Raw genomic sequence first — 20,005 nt, 5'->3', positions numbered from 1 at the left:
GGCCGAGTACCCCACTGCGAGGAAGACCAGCGTCGCGGCGAGTTCGGCGGCGAGTTCCATGCCGAGTGGTTGGCGTTTGAGAGTAAAGACGTTTGGTTGGCACGCGCGGTCCCGGTCCGACACGGCCGAAGCGAGAAACGTGAAACGAACCGCCGTGAGGCTGGTGCCGCGGCACGCGGCCCGGTACGCTGCCCCTACAGTGCTGGCGGCTCGCCGCGTCCGACCGCGATTTCGTGGGCTTCGATGTCTTCGAGCGCCGCGACCCGCCCGCCGACCTCGACGCGGCCGTCGTCGGTCTCCAGGACCATCGTGGCGACCTCGCCGGTCTCCTCGAAGCGCGTCTCGTCGACGAGGCCGCTGACGGTGCGGCCCTCGCCCGTGAGCACGTCGCGGCCGCCGACGGTGGCGTAGATGTCGCCGTCGAGGGTCTGGAGGTCGCGGACGCACCGCCGGATGGCGGCGTACGTCCGCGGCAAGTCGACGGTGTCGGTCTCGGGTTCGTGGAGCGGTTCGGTGGCCGTCGACCAGATGACGGTGTCGAAGAACCCGGAGACGAGGAACCCCAGCGCGGAGCGGTCGAAGATGACGCCGTACTTCTCGGGGTCGTCGCGGACGGCGTCCTGCGTGGCGTACACCGAGTACCGGCCGTCGGCGACGGCGATGACCGGCGTCGTGATGCCGCGGCGACCGCGGGCGCTCGTCGTGACGCGCTCGTAGTCGAACTCCTCGGGGTCCGGCGCTTCGCTCGCGGGCGTGACGACGACGTCGACGCTGACGCCGCGGTCGGTCGCGGCGGCGAGGTCGTCCGCGAACCGTTCGAGGAGGCTCGGCGTCAGCGAGCAGACGAGCTCGAAGTCCGCCGAGCCGATGACCTCCTCGAAGTACCGGACGATGGTCGACCGGGACTTGACGAGGGAGACGGCTTCGGTGTCTCTCGCCGGCTGCGTGTACTCGTCTTCGAGCGCCGACACCATCTCCGTGAAGTTCTCCTGGAGGCCCTGGAAGGCGTCCTCGGGGCTCAGTGCGACCACTTTCATCGGCCGGGACTCCCGGAGTTCGACGAGTCCGCGGTCGCCGAGACTCCGGACGGTGTCGTAGACGCGTGGCTGCGGGATGTCGGTGCGGTCGGCGATGTCGCTGGCGGTGAGTTCGCCGTGCCGCAGCACCGTCAGGTAGGCTTCGACCTCGTACTCGCCGAGGTCGAACCCCCTGCCGACACGCTCGACCGTCCCGCGGAGGTCCTCGTCGCTCATACTCCAAGCCACGAACAGCCCCGCCTTCTAGGTGGCGGTCGGGCCGGACGCGCCCGGGGGTCCGCCGCCGCCAGCCTACATGAACATGCGGTCGTCGGGACGCTCGTCTTCGGTGGTCTCCGCGAGGTGTTCGCTGAGCTGTTCGTAGTGGTCGGCGACTTCGGCCGCGAACGCCTCCAGCGGGCCGGTGTCGACGTCGAGGTCGTAGACGTCGCTGGCGGTCTCGACGAGCCGGACGGCGGCCTCGGCGTCCGGTGCCTGCGCGTGGACGGGCGTGCTGAAGACGGCGGCGCGGAACGGCGAGTCGATGCCCCGTTCGAGCAGGCTCGCTTTCACGCCGTCGAGGAAGCCGTTGCCCATCGGCGGAATGTCGGTGTCCGCGAGGCGGGCGTTCTGGTAGTCCTCGGTGGCGACGTAGAACGTCCGGTGGTCCTCCGGGCCGTGCGCGATGGGGACGCCGGAGAGCACGGCGACCTCGGTGATGTCGCTGGCGTCGAGCCAGTCGGCGAGCGCGCTCGTGAACGGCTCGGCGGCCGAGACGGGGACGAACAGTTCGCCGACAAGCACGGTGACGTCGAGGTCCGGGCGGGAGAACAGCCGGGTGTGGTGGCGCGGCGTCCCGTTCTCGAACGGCGTGATTGCGGGGAGGTCGTCGGCGGCGACGTAGCCGGTCTGTTCGAGGTCGAGGTGGTCGACGAGGTAGTCCACGGCCGTGAGGCCGGCGAGCCCGAACTCGGAGAACCCACACAGCAGGCTCTCCCCCGGCTCGCTGTCGTGCGTGAATCGGAACGACCCCGCGTCGGCTGTCGGCGGTTTCGCCATGGCGACTACGTCGGCGAGCATCGACTTATCGCTTGCCCGGCTGACAGGCGCGCCGCGTCAGTCGTCGGCGTGCAGGCGGATGCGGCCCTCGACGCGCGGGTCGATACCCTGCTGGCGCGCGTACGCGGCGAGCACCTCGTGCTGGACGTCGAGGCGGTCGACGCGGTGGCGTTCGTCGAGCGCCGGGAACTCGTCGTCGGAGTAGAACAGGTAGTCGGTGGTCGCGACCGTGTACGTGGCGTCGGGATCGACCGGCTCGCCGCCGACGCGCGCCGACGCCAGCCCGTCGCCGTCGTGCCACTCCAGTGCCGCGCCGGAGACGTGGGCGTGCCACCAGTCCGGCTGCGCGAACCCGAGTTCGCCGCCCTTCGCCGCGCGGAAGACGTCGAGGAGTTCGGCCCCGGTCAGCTCGGCGACGGACACCGGCTCCTCGAAGGGCACGACGCTGACGAGGTCGGCGACCGTCACGTCGCCGTCGAGGGCCGGGCCGTCGCGGACGCCGCCGGAGTTCTGGAGGCCGACGTCGGCGTCGGCGGCCCACCGGTAGGCGTCGGCGACGAAGTTCCCGATGCGGGACTCGCCCCGGAACAGCGTGCGCTCGGTGCGCTCCATCGGCTCCTCGACGCGGCCGACCACCTCGTCGAGGCCGGCGTCGGCCATCCGCTGGCGGAGCGACGACGCCACGCCCTCGTGGACGGGCGACTCGTCGACGACGTAGCGGGCCACGTCGCCGGAGTCGAGGTCGACTTCGAGGACGACCTCGCCGCCCGAACCGGGCCGCGTGAGCAGGGTGTCGTCGAGGCGTTCGACGCGCTCGCTGGCGATGTGGCCGCCGAGCACGGCGTCGACGGTGGTCGCGGCGGCGAGCTCTTCGTCGCCGCGACCGAGATGCGAGAGCGCGACGACGTAGTCCGCCCCGGCTTCGCGCAGTTCGGTTTCCGCCTCCGTCGCGGCCGCGACGGGGTCGGTGACAGTGAGGTCGCTGGCCATGGGATTCAGCGCGGGGGTCGAGTCGTCCAGTACGCCGAAGAAGCCGACCGCGACGCCGTCGCGCTCGACGATTGTCCACGGGTCGACGCCGGCGACGCGCTCGTCGTCCAGGTAGACGTTCGCCGACACCCACGTCTGCTGGGACGCCGAGACCAGTTCCGCAGTGGTCTCCGGCCCGTAGTCGAAGTCGTGGTTGCCGAACGTCGCGACGTCCGGGTCGACGGCGTCGTAGAGGTCCATCGCCTGCCAGCCGTCGGTCACGAGCGAGAGCACGCCCGGCGACGTGTTGTCGCCGCTGCCGGCGGCGATGGCGTCCCCGCGCTCGGCCAGCAGGGTCGCGAGCCGGCCGGCTCGCTCGGGCGTGTCGTAGACGTTCTCCAGGTCCGAGTAGTGATAGATGGAGGGGGCCACGATGTCGACAGGAGGCGGTTTCGAGCCAAGGGGGTTTCGGAAGCGGCACCCGGGGGAGAAAGGGATAAATGCGGGACTGCGGTACGCGGGAGTATGTTGACGGTCGAGCGCGACGACGGCGAGACGCTGTACGTCGCGGAGGACGAGGGCGAGCGCGGGCAGGACGGGCCGTTCTTCGTGGTCTACGGGACGCCCGAGCGCGAGAACCGCTGGGGCTGGTACTGCTCGAACTGCGAGTCCGTGGACAACGCGATGGACTCGATGGGGCGCATCAAGTGCAACGTCTGCGGGAACTTCCGGAAGGCCGAGGAGTGGGACTCGGCCCACGAGTAGGCTGCCGCCGTCGTCACTTCTCTGCCGGTCGCTACCACATCTGGGCGTGTCAGAGGTGCGCCCGTTCAGCAGTGCTGGCGTCTGAGCGGAGCGTCACCGACGAGCCATGCCACTAGATGTCACGGCAAGAAAGCTTATGACCCATGCCCGCGAAGGAAGTAGTTGCATGGGGACTGTTACCACCCCTCCCGACGAGCAGGCCCGGTCGATCTTCGACGACCTCGGGTACAGCCTCGCTGGCGACGGTGCCGAATTCTCCGCCACGCGCGACTGGAAGGAGATACGAGTGCGCGCCGTCACAGACGACGTCGACGAAGCCACCCACGACGGCGGTTATCGCTGCTTCGTCACGTGGGCCGACCAAGCGCCGGCACTCGAGCGAGAACTCGAACGGCTCGACCCGCCCTGCGAGTGGGCGGTACTCGGCGTCGAGGAGGACGGTGACTACGAGGTCGCGCGCGCTCCGCCCGCCGAGTAACGCGACCCCCCGACGCTCCCGTTCTACCGCAGCTGTTCGCGAGCCGCCGCCATCCCGGCCGCGCCGTCCACGTCCGCGCCGAGCGCGTCGAACGCGTCGGCCAGCGCGGCGAGCACGAGCGTGACGTTCTCCGGTCGCGCGCCGTGGCCCATGCAGCCGATGCGGAAGATGTCGCCCTCCAAGTCGCCGAGCCCCGACGCGATTTCGAGGTCGTAGTGCTCCAGCACGTAGTCGATAACCGCGCCGTCGTCGACGCCGTCGGGGACGCGAACGGCGTTCAGGCTCGGCAGCCAGTAGTCCGGCTCGGGGTTCAGCCCGAGTCCCATCGCCTCGACGCCCGCCTTCAGCGCGCCGGCGACGCGCTCGTGGCGCGCCCAGCGCTCCTCGATGCCTTCCTCCGCGACGAGCCGCAGCGCCTCCCGGAGCGCGTACACGTTCGAGATGGGTGCGGTGTGGTGGTACGCGCGCTCGTCGCCCCAGTAGCCCTCCAGCAGCGAGAGGTCGAGGTACCACGAGCGAGCCGGCGCGTCGCGGTCGAGCACCTTGTCCATCGCGCGGTCGTTCAGCGTCAGCGGGCTCGCGCCCGGCGGACAGGAGAGACACTTCTGCGGGCCGGAGTACGCCGCGTCGATGTTCCAGTCGTCGACCCGGAGCTCCACGCCGCCGAGGCTCGTGACGGTGTCTGCGACGACGAGCGCGTCGTGTTCATGGGCGGCTGCCGTGATGGCGGGGACGTTCGTCTGCTTCGCGCCCGTGGAGGTCTCCGCGTGCACGAACCCGAAGACGTCCGGGTCGAACTCCTCGCAGGCGTCGGCCACGTCGTCGGGGTCCAGCGGCTCGCCCCAGGGCGCGCCGACGCGCACCACGTCGCCGCCGGCCCGGCGCGCCATCTCCGCCATCCGGTCGCCGAAGTAGCCGTTCGTCGGCGCGAGGAAGGTGTCACCGGGCTCGACGAGGTTCCCGATGGCCGCCTCCATCGCGGCCGACCCGGTGCCCGAGACCGGAATCGTCCACTGGTTGTCGGTCTGGAAGGCGTACCGCAGCAGCTCCTGGGTCTCGTCCATGATCTCCACGAACGACGGGTCCAGGTGGCCGACCAGCGGCGTGCTCATCGCCTTCAGCACGCGCGGGTGGACCGGGCTCGGACCCGGCCCCATCAGCGTTCGCTGCGGGGGCGACAGCTCTCCGACGTCTGGGGTCTCCTGCATAGGCTACCCGGGTCGCGCGGCCAGCAAGAAGGTTCGGAAATCGGCACCCCGGTCAGTACGAGCGCTCGTCGACGGTGTCACCGTCCGCGTCAGTCAGCGTCGCAGTGTCGCCGTCGTCGTTCCAGACCTCCGAGCCGAAGGCCGCGTAGCGGTCGTCGGCGTCGTCGGTCCCGCTGCCGGAGTGCACCCAGACCGACGCGCCGGGGTCGAGGGTGAAGCCGTCCGGGAAGGCGTACTCGTGGTCGGCCGCGTCCGAGAGCACGAAGCCGGACATGTCCACGGCGCTGTCGCCGTCGTTCGTGAGTTTCACGCGCTCGTCGTTGAGGGCGTCGGCCTCGGCGTACACCCAGTCGATGGACACCGCGTCCGTCTCGCCGTCGCCGCCGTCGTCCGGGCTCTGGCACGTCCAGAGGCCGTCGCCGGCGTCCTGAGCGTCGGCCTCGGCGTCGTAGAACGTCTCGCTCTTCGAGAACGCGGAGTCGTAGACGCGGGCGTTCCCGGTCTCCACGAGGTCGCGGTTGACGTTCTCGCCGTCCGCGTAGACGTACGCGAGCAGGCGGCCGTAGTCGCCGCGGCGGTCGGCTTCGCTGTCGAATTTCAGTGTCACCGTCTCGCCGGCGAGCGCCGACGTGGTGTACTGGCTCGCGTCGTCGCCGGCGGACGCGAGACACTCCGAACCGGCCTGCGTGTCCGGCACGCCCTCGTACTCGCTGGGCGTGTTCTCGCCGTTCACCTCGGGCGTGTCGACGCCGAGCAGGCGCACGGTGTCGGTGCTGCCGTTCTGGTACTCGACGTCGACAGTGTCGCCGTCGGTCACGGACGTGACGGTGACTGTCACCGAGTCCGTGATGCTCACGTTCGACGGCGAGTCGGCCGCGACCCCGGCGGTCGCCACGCCGGCGCTGGTTACGAGGAGCGCTGCTACGAAGACTGCCACGAGTGAGTGGTTTCCACGCACGGTTCGTTACTAATTACTCTACGTAAAATCAATTTCTAGGAGTTGTTCATACTATTTTGCACGAGTGTTTTTCACACACTACGCGGGTACCGGCGGCCACCAGAGCTTACGTACCCGGCCTGTGAGGAGTCGGCATGGCAATCCAGACCTCGGCCGTCGTCGAGGAGGCGTTCGCGGAGTTCGTCGACAGCGTCACGGGCGCGGTCCCGAACGTCCTCGCCGGCGTCGTCTTCCTCGTCCTCGCGGCCGTCACCGTGCGCGTCCTCGTGACCGTCGTGCGCGCGGTGCTCCGTCGGACGTTCGCCGACCAGCCGGTCTACGTCCAGCTCGGGTCGACGCTGGCCTCCATCGCGCTCTGGTTCGGCGTGCTGCTGGCGTTCCTCTCGGCGGTCGGCCTCCCCGAAATCGCGGCGGCGCTCGGCACCGCGTCTGGCTTCCTCGCGCTCGGCGTCTCGTACGCGCTCTCCGGGATGCTGGCGGACGCCGTCGCCGGCCTCTACCTCCTCCGCGACCCCGACTTCAACCCCGGCGACCAGGTGACGACGGGCGACGTCACCGGCACCGTGACGGCCATCGAACTCCGGAAGACGCGCTTCGACGTGGACGGCGACACAGTCGTGCGAGCGAACGCCGACGTGGAGAAGAAGTGGACGAAGCGGGCCGAGTAGGGGCTTAGCGGTGGCGCACAGGAGCCCCGCTCTGGCCGGGCAAGGGAATCTTTTACTGCTGTGATTTATATGACAAATCACATGGGAGAGTATGAAAAAGAAGACGCGACGCCCGTGCTCGCGGGGCTGAGCTACGGCACTCTGCTACTGGCGGGAACCGTGGTTCTCGTCCTCGGGCTACTGGAGAGAAATCCCGCACGGGCCGCCACGGGGCTGATGATGTTCCTCCCGGGAGCGGGGGCGACTGCGTACCTAGTCAAGAACGGAGAGCCGGTCCACGAATAATCTCCCAGCCGTCACGTTCCGGTGCCCCCTCGCGTACGAGCGTGGACGACTGAACGAGTCGTGCGGAGCAGGTGGCGTGATTCTGGAGCGTAGATTGAACGGGAGGCGGTCTTCGTCCGCGCAGACGGTGGATGAACGAACAGAATCACGCTGGCCGACTGACTTATAGCCAATCGCCTCGTACGCTCGCGCATGTTCGTCGGACACGCCACGGCCGCCTTCGGCGCAGTGGCACTGCTCGCCCTGTTCGCCGGCGTGTCCAGACGGCGGGCCGCCGCGCTCGCGGTGACCGCCGGCCTGTTCGCCGCGGTTCCCGACGTCGACATGGCGTACGCCCTCGTGGGGCTCGTCGGCGTCGACCCGACCCAACCGCTCTCGGCCGCCAACTCGTTCTGGGGCGCGTCCACGGTCGTCCACCGGGGCGTCACGCACTCGCTGGCCGTGGCGCTGCCCGCGGCCGCCGCGTTCGCGCTCGCGCCCACCCGCCGCCGGACGGCAGCCGGCGTCCTCGCGGCGCTCGTCGCCGTCGTGTTCGCCGTCTCCGGGCCGGTCGCAGCCGCCGTCGCCGCGCTGTTCGCGGCGTTCGGCTGGATGTTCGCCCGCTTCGGGCACGCCGTCGGCGTGCGCGGCCGCAGCCTGCTCGCCGTCGCTGCGGTCGGGCTCGCCAGCCACCCCTTCGGGGACCTGCTCACCGGCGAACCGCCCGCGCTCCTCTACCCCCTCGACGTGGTCGTCTTCGGGGACACCGTGGTGCTGTCAGCCGACCCGACGCTCCACCTCCTCGGCGCGTTCGGCGTCGAACTCGCCGCCATCTGGCTCGGCGTCCTCGGTGCGCTCGCAATCGCGGACCTCCAGGTCCGGGAGTTCGTCGACTACCGGGCGGCCGCCGGCGCGGCGTACGCACTCGCCGTCGTCGCCGTCCCCGCGCCCACCCTCGACACCTCCTACCAGTTCGTGTTCAGCGTGCTCGCCGTCGGCACCGTCGGCGTCACGCCGAAGCCGACTGCGCCACGGACGCTCCCGGGGCTGCCGAGCGCGGCAATCACCGGGCTCGCCGCAGTCACCGTCGCTGGCGTCGCGTACGCCGTCGCCTACGCCGCCGGCGTCGCCTGACCGGCGGTCGGCGGCGACACCTCACGCTTAATGCCGGGGACACTCGTAGCCGCGAGCATGAACAGCACCGCCTCGCTCGCGCCGCTCGTACGGAACGAGCGCGCGAACGCCGCACTCTCGTGGCTGGTCGCGGCGGTCGTCGCGGCCGTCGCCGCCGCCAGCGCCACCAGCGACCTCGCGTGGGCGGCGTTCGCCGTCGGCGTGCTCGTTGTCGTCGCCGTGCCGCCGGTCGCGTTCCGCCGGCCGGCCGCGATGCTCCCCTGGGAGGTCGTCGCCGGCGTCGCCGCCCCGTGTGTCTGGCGGGCGGTCGCGACCACGCCGCTGACGGCCGACGTCGCCGCCTACGTCTCCGTCGCCGCGCTCGCGCTCGTCGTCGCCGTCGAACTCGACGTGTTCACGCCCGTCGCGATGACCAACTGGTTCGCCGGCGTGTTCGTCGTCGTGACGACGATGGCGACCGCTGGCGTCTGGGCGATCGTCCAGTCGGCGTCGGACCTGCTGTTCGGGACGCGGTTCGTGCTGCCGGCCGCTCCGCCGCTGACCGACGCCCAGGAGGCCGCCGCTGTCGACGCGCTGATGCTGGACTTCGCCGCGGCGACGGCCGTCGGCGTGCTCGCCGGCGGCGTGTTCGTCTACTACGTCCGGCGGTACGCCGACCCGCACGGCCGGCTCCCGACGGAAGTCGCGGAGGTGGTCGCCGAGTGACGCTCGCGGACCGCATCCGGGTCTCCGCGCGCCGCCAGCGGCAGGCCGCTCGCGGGATGCAGCTGTCGCTGGTCGGGTTCCTGTTCGTCGGCGTCTACGAGGGCGACCCGGGCATCGTGGCGAACGCCGGACTCGGGCTCGCCGTCACGTACCTGCCGGCGGTCCTCGAACGCGACTACGGCATCCCGATGGACGCCGGGCTGACGCTGTGGATTACGTCGGCGGTGTTCCTGCACGCGCTCGGCATCGTGGGGCTGCCGGGCAGCGAGACGAACTTCTACGCGCCCGGCGGCATCCCGTGGTGGGACCACCTGACGCACGCGCTGTCCTCGTCGGTCGTGGCCGGCGGCGGCTACGCGGTGGTGCGGGCCGTCGACGAGCACAGCGACGACGTGGAGTTGCCGCCGCGGTTCGTGTCGGTGTTCATCCTCTCGACCGTGCTCGCGGCGGGCGTGTTCTGGGAGGTCGTGGAGTACGCGCTGATGGCAGTCAGCGACCTGACCGGCGGCAGCCTCCTCGTCGTCTACGGCCTCGGAGACATCGTCCTCGACCTCGTGTTCAACGCCGCGGGGGCCGTCGTCGCCGCCGTCTGGGGGACCGCACACCTCGGCGGCGTCACGGCGGCGCTGGGCCAGCGTCTCGGGGAGTGGTCGACCGGCGAGTAGTTTTAAGCCACCACCAGTGGTATCGTGTATCATGGTATTCAAGAAGGTGCGGCTCATCGGCACCAGCGACGAGAGCTTCGACGCCGCCGCGGACGACGCAATCGACCGCGCGCAGGACACACTGCAGAACGTGAAGTGGGCGGAAGTTGTCGAACAGGGCGTCGAGCTCGCGGCCGCAGACGGCCGACAGTACCAGTGCGAGGTGGAGGTCGCGTTCGAGCTCGAAGGCCCCCAGTAGTCGGTCACGTCGCCTTCTCGGGTGGGTTCGCACGAAGAACGTCCGACCGTGGAGCAGCGGGGAGAGCGCAGAGAGAAACCGCTACGTTCGGCTACGTCGCATACGCGCGTGTCGCGAGAACGGCGTACGCGAAGCCGCCGCCCGCCGTCCCGAGGAAGCCGCCCGCGACGGGGGCGGAGACGAGCGCGTCGGCGGCGACGCCGACCAGCAGCAAGCCGACGAGGACGCGGGCGCGCTGTCCGTGCAGTCGGGCTTCTGCCATTCGCCACGCGTCCCGGACGCTCGCGCGCTCCGCAACGAGAGTCGGCCCGACGAGCAGAAGCGTCGGGAGGACGCCGAGGACGAGCACGAAGAGGTAGGCGACGACGAGCAGGAACTCGACGCGCGCGACGGCGAACAGGGGATGGACGAGTGCGGTCGCGAGCAGGGCGACGACGAACAGGCGCGCGTACACTGCGGGCGTCGGGCGCGGCGCGTCGGGCAGCATCCGAGCGTACGCGACGCCCGCGACCACCGCCGCGACGGCGTGCAAGGCGGCGTAGAGCCCGAGAATTTCGATGAGGGACGGGAGCCGCAGACCGTACAGGGTCCCGGACCAGAGGCCAGTCACCTGCACGCCGGTCGGGAACCCGAGCAGGTGGACGTCCACCTGTCCAGTGTAGAACCCGGACTCGACGGCGGTCGGGACCGGGTCGCGGAGCCGAATCCAGTCGAACAGCCAGCCGACGACGCCGAGCGCGAGAAACGGCAGGACGCCACGGGTTCGGTCGCGGACGTTCACGCCGACCCCTCCAGTGCGTACAGCGTCCCGGTCGCAGTCACGGCGTACGCTCGCGTTCCGACGACGGCGAGGCCCCGCACGTCGCCGTCGCCTCGCGTCCACAGTTCGTCGCCAGTCGCGGCGTCGAGCGCTCGGACGCCCGCGTCTTCGGGCACGTAGATGGTGTCCCCGGTGACGACGGGCGGCGTCTCGTGGGTTCCGCCGGGAACACGCCACAGGCGCTCGCCCGAGTCGCCGTCGAACGCGACGACTTCGCGCTCGCGTTCGCGTTCGCCCACGGCGACAACGCGCCCGCCGCCCACCGCGAGCGGCGTGCGGCTGTCGTCGATACCGCCGAAGTCGTCGACCCGCCACAGCTCATCGCCGCTCGCCGCGTCGTACGCGTACAGCGCGTCGCGGTCGTGGAAGAACACCGCGTCCTCGGTGGCGGTCGGCGGCAGCACGTACACGTCGGTCTCCGGGACGCCCCACAGGCGCTCGCCGGAGTCGGCGTCGAGCGCGACGAGGCCGCCGTCGGCGGCCCGCGCGTACGACGAGACGAACACGCGTCCGGCGGCGACGGCGACGCGCTCGCGGTTCGCGCCCGGGAGCCGAGTCGTCCACTCGGTCGTCCCCGTCGCCGCGTCGAGTGCGACGACGGCATCCTCGGTGGCGGCGTACAGCGTGCCCTCTGCGACGACCGGTGGCGCCGGACGCGTGACAGTGAGCGCCAGTCTCCCGCCGGGGTCCTCGACGGTGGTGCGCTTCCAGCGCGTCTCGAAGTCGCGCTGGCGGCCGGGCGTGTCGAAGCCGCCGGTCGCCGAAATCGCCGCGTAGCCCGACCGCGTGGCGACGACGGGCATCACGTCGCCGTACGCGGGCGCGGCGGCGAGCGCGGGCTGGAGCCACGACCCGTGCTCACTGAGTTCCCAGTGCATCTCGCCCGTCTCGGGGTCGAGCGCGTAGAAGCGGTCGAACGCGCCGTGGTAGAGTCGGTCGCCGTGGACGACGGGGTCGGGCTGGGCTCCCATCCCCGAGACTTCGGTTGTCCACGCCACTTCCGGTTCGGTTCGTGGACCGGGCGCGTCGGTACCGTTCGTGCCGCCGGGGTCGGCGCGCTGCATCGGCCACGCGTCCGCCGCGTCCGGGTCGAAGTCGGGCGGGGACCCGAGACAGCCGGCGGCGACGGCGCTCGCGCAAGCCGCGAGGAAGCCGCGGCGCTGGAGGGACGACATGCCAGTCCGTTCGCGAGCAAGTAGGAGTTCGTGTCGGTTTACTCGTCCTCGAACCGCGCATCGACGCTGGCGGCGTGACCCTCTAGGCCCTCGGCGTCGGCGAGCGTCGTCACCGTCTCCCGGAGGGCCGCGAGGCCGTCACGGTCGAGGCGCTGGACGGTCGTCGACCGCAGGAAGGTGTCGACGCTGAGGCCGCCGGTCAGCTTCGCCAGCCCGTTCGTCGGCAGCACGTGGTTCGTCCCCGTGGCGTAGTCGCCGGCCGCAACGGGCGCGTAGCCGCCGAGGAACACCGAGCCCGCGCTGTCGATTCTGTCCAGCAAGGCCTCGTCGTCGTCGGCCTGAATGGAGAGGTGTTCGGCCGCGTACTCCTCGGCGACCACCACTGCCTCGCTCATCGAGCGCGCGAGGAACACGCCGCTCGCGTCGCTGCCCAGCGCCGAACGGATAGTGTCCGCCCGGTCGCGGTCGTCGATTCTATCCTCGACCTCGTCGGTGATGGCCGCGGCCGTGGCCTCGTCGTCCGTGACGGCGACGACGCTCGCATTCGGGTCGTGTTCGGCCTGTGCGAGCAGGTCGGCCGCCACGAACCCCGGGTCGGCCGTCTCGTCGGCGAGCACCAGCAACTCGGAGGGACCGGCGAGGAAGTCGATGTCCACGTCGCCCCGGACCTCGGCCTTCGCCGCGGTCACCCACTTGTTGCCCGGGCCGACGACCTTCTGCACGCTGTCGACGGTCTCCGTCCCGTAGGCGAACGCACCGACTGCCTGTGCGCCCCCGGCCTGATAGACCCGGTCAGCGCCCGCGACGTGGGCTGCCGCGAGCGTCACCGGGCTCAGTTCCTCCGCCGGCGGCGTCGCCACCGCCACCTGTTCGACGCCCGCCACGACCGCCGGAATCACGCCCATCAGCACCGACGACGGGTAGGTCGCGGTGCCGCCCGGGGCGTAGACGCCGACGCGCTCGACCGGCCGGAACCGACGACCGAGCTCCCTCCTTCCGGAGGAGCCGTGCTCCTCCGACGTCGCGTTCGCGTCGCTCGCGCGACCCTCCCCGAACTGCTCGCGCCAGTCCTCGGGGAGCTGGGCCTCGTGGAACTCGCGGATGTTCTCGGCGGCGTCCTCGATGGCGGCCCGCACGTCGTCGTCGATGGCCTCGTACGCGCGCTCCGTCTGGTCCGTGACGTCGAGGTTCCCCACTTCGACGCCGTCGAACTCGCTGGCGAACTCCCGGAGCGCCACGTCGCCCTCCGTCCGCACCCGGTCGACGATGTCTCGCACGTCCGACCGGACGGCGTCGACGCCGGCGTCCCGCTCGAACAGCGCCCGCCGGCGGTCCGGACCGAGGTCGGCCACGGCTTCGTAATCCATAGTTGTCGTTGGACAGCCCGGCGTTAGTGCGTTTTCATCACCAGCAGTAAACACCGGGAAACTTATTCGGCGTGTAGCCATTGTGTACGTAGTATGTCAGTGGGGTTGCTCGACACCACGGGGGCCGACGGAGTAATCTGGGAAGAGATGACCGAGCAGTTGTTCGAAGAGTACCCCGAACCGCTGTTCATCGTCGACAACGACGGGGAGATACGGCTCTGGAACGACGCGGTCGTCGAGATGACGGGGCTGCCGGCCGAGCAGGCCGTCGGCACGCCCGCAATCGAGGTGTTCGGCACCGAAGACGAAGAGGAGACGCTCGCGGACACGGTCGCCCGGCGCGGCGAACCGATTCGAGAGAGCGAGATTCGGACGGCGGAGATGGCGTCCGGGACGCACCACGCGCAGGCGTCCGCCACGCCGCTTCGCGGCCCGGACGGCGTCGTCGGCGCGGTCGAAGTGCTGACACAGGTGACGAGCGTGGTCGAGCAACGCGAGCGCGTCGAGCGCGCCCAGGAGACCCTCGGTAACGAAGTCGAGGCGACCGTCTCCGAACTCTCGGAGGCCAGCGAGGACGTCGCGGACTCCAGCCAGCTCATCAACGAGCTCGCCACCCAGCAGGCCGACCGCATCGAGGAGGTCGCCGAGGACGTCTCACAGCTGTCGGCGACGGTCGAGGAGGTCGCGGCGAGCGCCGAAGAGGTGCGCCAGCGCAGCGAGGACGCCCGGGAACGCGCCGAGCAGTCCCTGGAGGCAGCCGAGCGCGTCCTCGACGCCGTCGAGGCGTTCGCGACGGCCGGCGACACGGTCGCCGAGAACACGTCGTCGCTGCGCGAACACCTCGAGGAAATCGACCAGCTCGTGGACGTCATCACGGACATCGCCGACCAGACGAACATGCTCGCGCTGAACGCGAACATCGAGGCGGCGCGGGCGGGCGAGGACGGCAGCGGGTTCGCCGTCGTCGCCGACGAGGTCAAGGACCTCGCCGAGCAGTCCCGCAGCCAGGTGGCGGACATCGAAGCGCTGGTCGCGGACATCGAAGCGGACAGCGAGGAGACCGCGGAGAGCGTCGCGGACGCCATCGACGAGGTCGACGCGGCCCGGGAAGCCGCCGAACGCCTCGTGGAGAATCAGACCGCCATCGTGGAGGCGATCACGGAGACGACCGACGGCATCGCCGAAATCGCGGCGGCGACCGACGAGCAGGCGACGACCGCCGAACAGATTGCGAACGCGGTCGACGGCGTCGTCGACCGGGCCGACGAAATCGCCGACGAGACGTCGACCGTCGCGGCCGCGAACCAGGAGCAGACGGCGATGCTCGCTGACATCGAGGAGTCGATCAGCGAGGCCGAGCGCGCGCTCGACGACGAGTAGCGCCCGCGGCGAGTCGTCGGACTTATTCTCGGCGTGGCGCAAGCGGGGGCGTGTCGCGTCAGGAGCCGGTCGCCAGCGACGACGCCGACGAGAAGCCGCCCAGCGGGGCCACCACCCCTGCCGGCGGCGAGTCTGACGGCGTCGAGGCGCGCCTCGACGACGCGCTCGAACGGGTCGCGCACGGCGCAGCCGTCTCCGTCCCGAGCATCCTCACCGAGCGCGTGCTCACCGTGGCGTTCACGGCCGCCCTCACGAACGGCTTCTCGGCGGCCGCCTACGGCGTGTTCGCGCTCGCCCGCCGCCTCCAGCGCATGCTCATGTCGCTGTCTCTGGGGTTCCGCAGCGGCATCAGCCGGTTCCTGCCGAACGCCGACAGCGACGCCGAACGGGACGCCATCGCGTCGTTCGCGGCAGTGCTGCTGGTCGGCGTCGCCGCGGTCTTCGGGCTCGTGCTGTACGCCGCGACGCCGCTCGTCGCCGCGAACACCTCGGTCGGCGGCCGCTTCGAGACGCTGCTGCGGGTGTTTGCGCTCGGTCTGCCAGCGACAGTCTGGCTGTTCACGACCGTCGAGCTGCTGCGCGGCCTGGAGGCCGTCGGCGCGCTGAACCTCACGATTCGCGTCGCCTACCCCGGCCTCCAGTTGCTCGTCGGGGTCGCGGGCTGGCTCGTCTTCGGGGACATCGTGCTCGTCGCTGTCGGCGTCGTCGCGGTGATGGGCGCGACCGGGACCGCCGCCGCGGCGTGGCTCGCCTACGAACACGGCTTCCGGCCGCGGCTGTCCGGCGACCTCGCTCGCGAAGTCCGGCGACGATACGTCCGATTCACGGTGCCGCTGTTCCTCGGCGGCATCGCCACGACCGTCCAGCGGCTGGGGTTCTACCCGCTCATCGCCGTCTTCCTCACGGGCGTCGCGAGCGGCGTGTTCGCGGTCGGCGTGCTCGTCGGCGGGCTCGTCAGGCTGCCGCTGCTCGCCGTCAACCAGTTCATCCAGCCGGTCGCCGCGACGCTCCACGACGCCGGCCACCGCGCGGCGCTGAAGCGGCTCTACCACGTCACTAGCCGGCTGGTGCTCGTCGGCGTGACGGCGCTGTCGGTGCCCGCCGTAATCTACCGGGGGCCGGTGATGGAGCTGTTCGGCCCGACGTTCGTCGAGTACGCGTGGCTGCTCCCGGGGTTCATCGTCGCCCAGTACGGCGCGTGTGCGGCCGGCAGCGTCGGCATCCTGCTGACGATGACGGACAATCAGCGCGCGCTGCTCGTCGTGAACGCGGTCATCACGGCGATTCTGGTCGTGACCGCCGTCCCGCTCACGCTCGCGTACGGGCTGCCGGGGCTCGTGGCGTCGTACGTCCTGATGCTCACCCTGAACAACGGGCTTGAAGTCGCCGTCCTCTACCGGCTGGAGGGGCTCCAGCCGTTCACGCGCCGGCACGCCTACCCGCTGCTCGCGGCGGTCCCGCTGGCAGCCATCGCGTTCGCGGTGCGCGCGGTCGCACCCGCCGCGACGGGCGCGCTCGTCGGAACGCTCCTCGGTCTCGCGGCCTACGCCGCCGTCCTCTGGCGGCTCGGGTTCACGCGCGCCGAGCGCCAGCTCGCCGCGACGCTCGCCGACCGGTACCGGGGGCTGGTCCCGGGCGTCGGCCGGTGACGACGAGACGAGTGTTCGAGGCCGCGCCCTCCCCGGGTCTGGTGGTAGGCTTTTTGTCGATACGGACGTACTAGCGGGCGACCATGTCCGTGACGAGTCGCTTCCAGGGCTGGCAGTCGATGTTCCACATCGAGTTGCTGTACGGCGTGCTGTTCGTCGGCGGGTTCGCGGCGCTCGTCTTCCGCTTCGACCCGCGGCTGGCGGCCTTCGAGGGCGGGCTCGTCGTCGGCTACATCCTGCGCGTCTGGGAGAAGATGTCCATCTACGAGCGCGTCATCCAGGAGGCGGTCTCCGAGGAAGCTGAACAGCAGGTGCAGGTCGAGGCCGAGGAGCGCGTGCAGGCGGAGGTCGAGGACACCGTCGGCGACGAGGTTGCGGACGAGGTCGCCGAGCGGGTGCCCGAGCAGGTGGACGAGCGCGTCGCCGACGAGGTGACCGCCGAGGTCGAGGACACCGTCAGCGAGGAGGTCGCAGACGAAGTGGCCGAGCAAGTGCCCGAGCAGGTCGGCGAACACGTCGAGGACGCGGTGAGCGAGGAGGTCGAAGAGCAGGTCCGCGAGGAAGTACAGGACACCGTCAGCGAGGAGGTCGCCGAACGGGTCGACGAGCGGCTCGACGACGAGGCGACGACCGAGTAGTCCCAGTCGGCAGCCGCGTCCCGGAGCGCGAGCGCGGCGAGAGCGCGGCGACTAACACGGGTACGTCGCCGAACCCGACGCCTACACGCGGCTGGCACAGGGCCGCGACTCGGAGACCAATACGGCGAGAACAGCGTCGCGCCTCCGCGGTGGGACGTGTCGCTGACGACACTGTCCGAAACACGGCGGAGAGAACAAACAGAGTTCCAGCGGTCAAACCTGCCGGTATCGGTGCGCGAGTGCGCCGAGTAGCGCGAGGAAGCCGATGGCCCCGAAGACGAGCGGGGTTGCTGTGCCGGCCGGGACGCAGCGCCGAGGAACCCCACCGTCAGGAGGACGCCGGCAGCCCACTCTGCGAGTAGCTGTTGCAGTGGTCGTCTCGAAGAGACGATGAGCGGCGTGATTGTGAGACGTGTGGAGCGTCACTCATCGAATATGCGCTGGACAGTAACGTCGTAGCACGTGCCGTCGTGCTTCACCGTCGCATCGTTCCCCCCGGAGCTGTTCCAGAGCATATCGTAGAACGTCATCGTAGCGGAATCGTAGGGAGGGGTGGCTGTGTACTCACCCTCAGTCACTAACTCGTCGGCGATCTGCTCGACCGCCCGTGAGATATCTCGCGTATCGACATTCACGTCGATAGTGGCCTCGTTGCACGGGATTTCTGACGCAGCAATCGTGATGCTTCCGTCGTTTGTCCTGTCCCAGAGACACCCCCCGGTCAATGAAACAGCACCGACGGCGGAGGCGAGGACCCGGCGGCGTTTCATGGCCGTGATTCCTGTGGCGCAGCTAAGTGTTTTCTGGCGAGAGGGTCAGAGCTGGTGGTGGTATCGCACTCGTCTTGAACGTAGACTCAGCCGACGTAGCACCCGGCAGCAGCGGCGTGAAACAGTCGGGGGCTCAATCTGTCCATCTACGTAGGAGTGGGCGACGGCTGCGTTCCCTACGCGTCTCGCCAGTAGTTCTGTGCCCGAGCGCCGAGATATCCACCGACTGCGCTCAACACGATAAAGTAGAGGAATGCCGGAATCACCGTGAGTGCGAGGAGTGCAGCGGCGGCTGGTGCCAGATCTGCCGGAATGCGCACGAAAAGGCCGAACCCGGCAAATACCGTGATGGTGAGCAATGGGAGGCTCCCGATGACGCCCGCGAGCATGCCCGGTCCGAGTCCGCTCGCCGACTGGTCCGAATCCAGATAGCCGGCTACCCCACCGCCGATCACGGGAGAGAACGGGATGAAGCTCAGGAGACCGCTAACCATCGCACCGGCGACACCGAGAACCCAGGCGGGTGTCGCCTCATCGCTCTCACGCACTCGCCCGTGCACGACCACGACAGTAACTCCGAAGGCTACGAGGAGTACTCCTGTGACGAGGAGGCCGATTCCGCCCCATTGGCCGAGGCCGACCAGAATATCGATTGCTTCCGCCTCGGTCAAGACCTCCGATTCGAATTCCCCGTTCCGTATCACCGCTGTGACGACAGCGGAACTCGACGAGGCGTACAGCACGCCTCCGCTGAGTGCAACCAGAGTGCCAAACACCCAAAGAACCGCCCCGATGCCCCAATCGATTGTCCGACTGAATGCCAATCTGGACACGCCATCACCCGGTTCATCGTCGGGCGGTTTCTCGGTGCTTGCAGCCATACACTGTCGTATCGATGTTAGTGTAATGAACCCAGACACGGGTTCTCACTCACAGCAACTGCGTCACGCATCTGCTAGGCCACTCTGTCGGACCGTGTCTGGGATGACACAGCCAACAGAGCAACTACCGCCCTCGAACCAGTTGCGGGCACAAAACACGCCACAACGGTCTGAGCCCGATATCGGGAGTCGGTGTTAGTGACTGGACCGAGTTTCGGTGCGGTCTGACGGTCGGCTGACGTTCTATCGAGACTCTGTCAGCACCACCCTGCCGAATCCAGAGCAGACACCATGCACAGGCGTTTACGTGTGAGATCTGTTATTGTTACGCGTGTCTGAAGACGAGTCAGCGGAACGACCCACGCTCGAAGCGATCACCGAATGGGACAGGGGTATCGGCTGGTTCGCACAGCCCGACGAAGACGCCATGCGCGGGAGTCACGCCCTCGCAACCGAGAGTGGCGTCTGGGTGATCGACCCGCTCGACGCGGAAGGACTGGATGACCGACTGTCCGAGCTCGGCGAGGTCACCGGCGTGGCCGTGGTCCACGACCGGCACACGCGCGACGCCGAAGCAATCGCGAACCGCCACGACGTCGCCGTGTACGTTCCGGAGTGGATGGACCTCACGCGCGAGAAACTCCAGAGCGAGCCCGAGCCCCTCGGCGACGAACTCCCCGGCACGACCTACGAGATTCGTCGTCTCATCGACACCGACGAGTGGGAGGAAGCGATTCTCGTCGACGAAGCCGGCGAGACTCTGGTAGTCGTGGAGACACTCGGAACGCTGCCGGGATTCTGTGCGAGCGACGACGATATCGGCTTGCACCCGACCCTCGACGAGACGCCGGACGGCCTCGCCGACTACCAGCCGGAGCGCATCCTCGTCGGCCACGGCGAGAGCATCTACGAGGGCGGCGCGGCGGAGCTAGACGCGGCACTCGACAGCGACTGAATCGAACCCGTCCGCCGAGGCTGTACCACGTGGACGACGAGTCGACTGGCGAGTCGGCAGCCCCGATGTTCGACCCGGTCTCTCGCGTGGCATCGTCTAGTTCAGCACTGCCGATCGCTGGAGTTGCGCCAGCTACCGCCCGATTCGGCCGACGACGAAATTGATACTTCCGGAAGATTTCGTTCCCCGGCTCCCCTGCATCGACTGCGTCCGATAATTCGACGTGTCGGGCGACTACCACGC

General features: G+C 69.6%; 22 protein-coding genes. 12 read left to right on the top strand and 10 right to left on the bottom strand.

Features of this window, described 5'->3' with window-relative positions:
* Positions 1 to 194: 194 nt before the first annotated feature.
* The 3 genes from trmB to BMW35_RS13770 all read right to left on the bottom strand — a co-directional run bounded on the left by trmB (position 195) and on the right by BMW35_RS13770 (position 3,476).
* Positions 195 to 1,253 (bottom strand): HTH-type sugar sensing transcriptional regulator TrmB, encoded by a 1,059-nt coding sequence (trmB, locus tag BMW35_RS13780; RefSeq protein ID WP_089670113.1) that lies wholly within the window; start codon positions 1,251 to 1,253, stop codon positions 195 to 197.
* A 75-nt stretch (positions 1,254 to 1,328) separates the two neighbouring features.
* Positions 1,329 to 2,075: a proteasome assembly chaperone family protein gene (locus BMW35_RS13775; protein ID WP_089670438.1), complete on the bottom strand. Its 747-nt coding sequence runs from the start codon at positions 2,073 to 2,075 to the stop codon at positions 1,329 to 1,331.
* A gap of 57 nt (positions 2,076 to 2,132) precedes the next feature.
* Complete coding sequence (locus BMW35_RS13770; protein ID WP_089670112.1) at positions 2,133 to 3,476, bottom strand: bifunctional metallophosphatase/5'-nucleotidase; 1,344 nt, start codon at positions 3,474 to 3,476, stop codon at positions 2,133 to 2,135.
* Between the two features lie 93 nt (positions 3,477 to 3,569).
* Here BMW35_RS13770 and BMW35_RS13765 point away from each other — a divergent pair, with 93 nt between their 5' ends.
* The gene (locus BMW35_RS13765) at positions 3,570 to 3,809 is read left to right on the top strand and encodes a DUF5816 domain-containing protein (RefSeq protein ID WP_089670111.1); all 240 of its coding nucleotides are present in this window, start codon (positions 3,570 to 3,572) and stop codon (positions 3,807 to 3,809) included.
* 166 nt (positions 3,810 to 3,975) lie between these two features.
* Positions 3,976 to 4,287, top strand: coding sequence for a DUF7116 family protein (locus tag BMW35_RS13760; protein WP_089670110.1), 312 nt, complete (start codon positions 3,976 to 3,978; stop codon positions 4,285 to 4,287).
* 23 nt (positions 4,288 to 4,310) lie between these two features.
* On the opposite strand, the gene BMW35_RS13755 is transcribed toward BMW35_RS13760, so the two are convergent.
* Positions 4,311 to 5,495: a pyridoxal-phosphate-dependent aminotransferase family protein gene (locus BMW35_RS13755; protein ID WP_089670109.1), complete on the bottom strand. Its 1,185-nt coding sequence runs from the start codon at positions 5,493 to 5,495 to the stop codon at positions 4,311 to 4,313.
* Positions 5,496 to 5,547: 52 nt separating this feature from the next.
* Positions 5,548 to 6,432, bottom strand: coding sequence for a lamin tail domain-containing protein (locus BMW35_RS13750; protein ID WP_218138610.1), 885 nt, complete (start codon positions 6,430 to 6,432; stop codon positions 5,548 to 5,550).
* A gap of 155 nt (positions 6,433 to 6,587) precedes the next feature.
* Between BMW35_RS13750 and BMW35_RS13745 the strand changes: the two genes are divergently transcribed.
* The 6 genes from BMW35_RS13745 (at position 6,588) to BMW35_RS13720 (ending at position 10,127) form a co-directional block, all read left to right on the top strand.
* The gene (locus tag BMW35_RS13745; RefSeq protein ID WP_089670108.1) at positions 6,588 to 7,121 is read left to right on the top strand and encodes a mechanosensitive ion channel domain-containing protein; all 534 of its coding nucleotides are present in this window, start codon (positions 6,588 to 6,590) and stop codon (positions 7,119 to 7,121) included.
* 81 nt (positions 7,122 to 7,202) lie between these two features.
* A complete protein-coding gene (locus tag BMW35_RS13740) occupies positions 7,203 to 7,406 on the top strand; it encodes a hypothetical protein (protein ID WP_089670107.1) in 204 nt (67 codons plus the stop codon).
* Between the two features lie 192 nt (positions 7,407 to 7,598).
* The gene (locus BMW35_RS13735) at positions 7,599 to 8,519 is read left to right on the top strand and encodes a metal-dependent hydrolase (protein ID WP_089670106.1); all 921 of its coding nucleotides are present in this window, start codon (positions 7,599 to 7,601) and stop codon (positions 8,517 to 8,519) included.
* Positions 8,520 to 8,576: 57 nt separating this feature from the next.
* Positions 8,577 to 9,224 (top strand): hypothetical protein, encoded by a 648-nt coding sequence (locus BMW35_RS13730; protein ID WP_089670105.1) that lies wholly within the window; start codon positions 8,577 to 8,579, stop codon positions 9,222 to 9,224.
* On the top strand, positions 9,221 to 9,889 hold the full coding sequence (locus BMW35_RS13725) for a DUF2238 domain-containing protein (protein WP_089670104.1): 669 nt from the start codon (positions 9,221 to 9,223) through the stop codon (positions 9,887 to 9,889). Before BMW35_RS13730 ends, BMW35_RS13725 begins: the two co-directional genes overlap by 4 nt.
* A 31-nt stretch (positions 9,890 to 9,920) precedes the next feature.
* Positions 9,921 to 10,127: a dodecin gene (locus BMW35_RS13720; protein WP_089670103.1), complete on the top strand. Its 207-nt coding sequence runs from the start codon at positions 9,921 to 9,923 to the stop codon at positions 10,125 to 10,127.
* Positions 10,128 to 10,218: 91 nt separating this feature from the next.
* Here the strand turns inward: BMW35_RS13720 and BMW35_RS13715 are convergent, their stop codons facing one another.
* From BMW35_RS13715 to hisD, 3 genes are read right to left on the bottom strand one after another with little or no spacing between them, the layout of a single operon-like run.
* Positions 10,219 to 10,908 carry a hypothetical protein gene (locus BMW35_RS13715; RefSeq protein ID WP_089670102.1) on the bottom strand — a complete coding sequence of 230 codons (690 nt, stop codon included), beginning with the start codon at positions 10,906 to 10,908 and terminating at the stop codon, positions 10,219 to 10,221.
* Positions 10,905 to 12,122 (bottom strand): PQQ-binding-like beta-propeller repeat protein, encoded by a 1,218-nt coding sequence (locus BMW35_RS13710; RefSeq protein ID WP_089670101.1) that lies wholly within the window; start codon positions 12,120 to 12,122, stop codon positions 10,905 to 10,907. The genes BMW35_RS13715 and BMW35_RS13710 overlap by 4 nt, the downstream gene beginning before the upstream one ends.
* A gap of 38 nt (positions 12,123 to 12,160) precedes the next feature.
* Positions 12,161 to 13,489: a histidinol dehydrogenase gene (hisD, locus tag BMW35_RS13705; protein ID WP_089670100.1), complete on the bottom strand. Its 1,329-nt coding sequence runs from the start codon at positions 13,487 to 13,489 to the stop codon at positions 12,161 to 12,163.
* A 93-nt stretch (positions 13,490 to 13,582) separates the two neighbouring features.
* Here hisD and BMW35_RS13700 point away from each other — a divergent pair, with 93 nt between their 5' ends.
* From BMW35_RS13700 to BMW35_RS15925, 3 genes are all read left to right on the top strand, one after another.
* Positions 13,583 to 14,869, top strand: coding sequence for a methyl-accepting chemotaxis protein (locus BMW35_RS13700; RefSeq protein ID WP_177170850.1), 1,287 nt, complete (start codon positions 13,583 to 13,585; stop codon positions 14,867 to 14,869).
* A gap of 50 nt (positions 14,870 to 14,919) precedes the next feature.
* A complete protein-coding gene (locus BMW35_RS13695) occupies positions 14,920 to 16,518 on the top strand; it encodes a lipopolysaccharide biosynthesis protein (protein ID WP_089670099.1) in 1,599 nt (532 codons plus the stop codon).
* A gap of 83 nt (positions 16,519 to 16,601) precedes the next feature.
* A complete protein-coding gene (locus BMW35_RS15925) occupies positions 16,602 to 17,156 on the top strand; it encodes a hypothetical protein (protein ID WP_245708178.1) in 555 nt (184 codons plus the stop codon).
* Positions 17,157 to 17,578: 422 nt separating this feature from the next.
* Here BMW35_RS15925 and BMW35_RS13685 read toward each other — a convergent pair whose 3' ends face one another.
* Complete coding sequence (locus BMW35_RS13685) at positions 17,579 to 17,926, bottom strand: hypothetical protein (protein ID WP_089670098.1); 348 nt, start codon at positions 17,924 to 17,926, stop codon at positions 17,579 to 17,581.
* A gap of 176 nt (positions 17,927 to 18,102) precedes the next feature.
* Positions 18,103 to 18,807, bottom strand: a complete 705-nt coding sequence (locus tag BMW35_RS13680) for a DUF5518 domain-containing protein (RefSeq protein ID WP_143052207.1) — start codon at positions 18,805 to 18,807, stop codon at positions 18,103 to 18,105.
* Positions 18,808 to 19,138: 331 nt separating this feature from the next.
* On the opposite strand from BMW35_RS13680, the gene BMW35_RS13675 reads away from it, so the two are divergent.
* Entirely contained in the window at positions 19,139 to 19,762 is a 624-nt protein-coding gene (locus BMW35_RS13675; protein WP_089670096.1) for a hypothetical protein, read from the top strand.
* The last annotated feature ends 243 nt before the right edge of the window (positions 19,763 to 20,005 follow it).

This window comes from Halobacterium jilantaiense, from assembly GCF_900110535.1.
Lineage (GTDB): Archaea > Halobacteriota > Halobacteria > Halobacteriales > Halobacteriaceae > Halobacterium > Halobacterium jilantaiense.
Note: the sequence above shows the minus strand (reverse complement) of the source record. Positions and strands in the feature narration are given on the sequence as shown.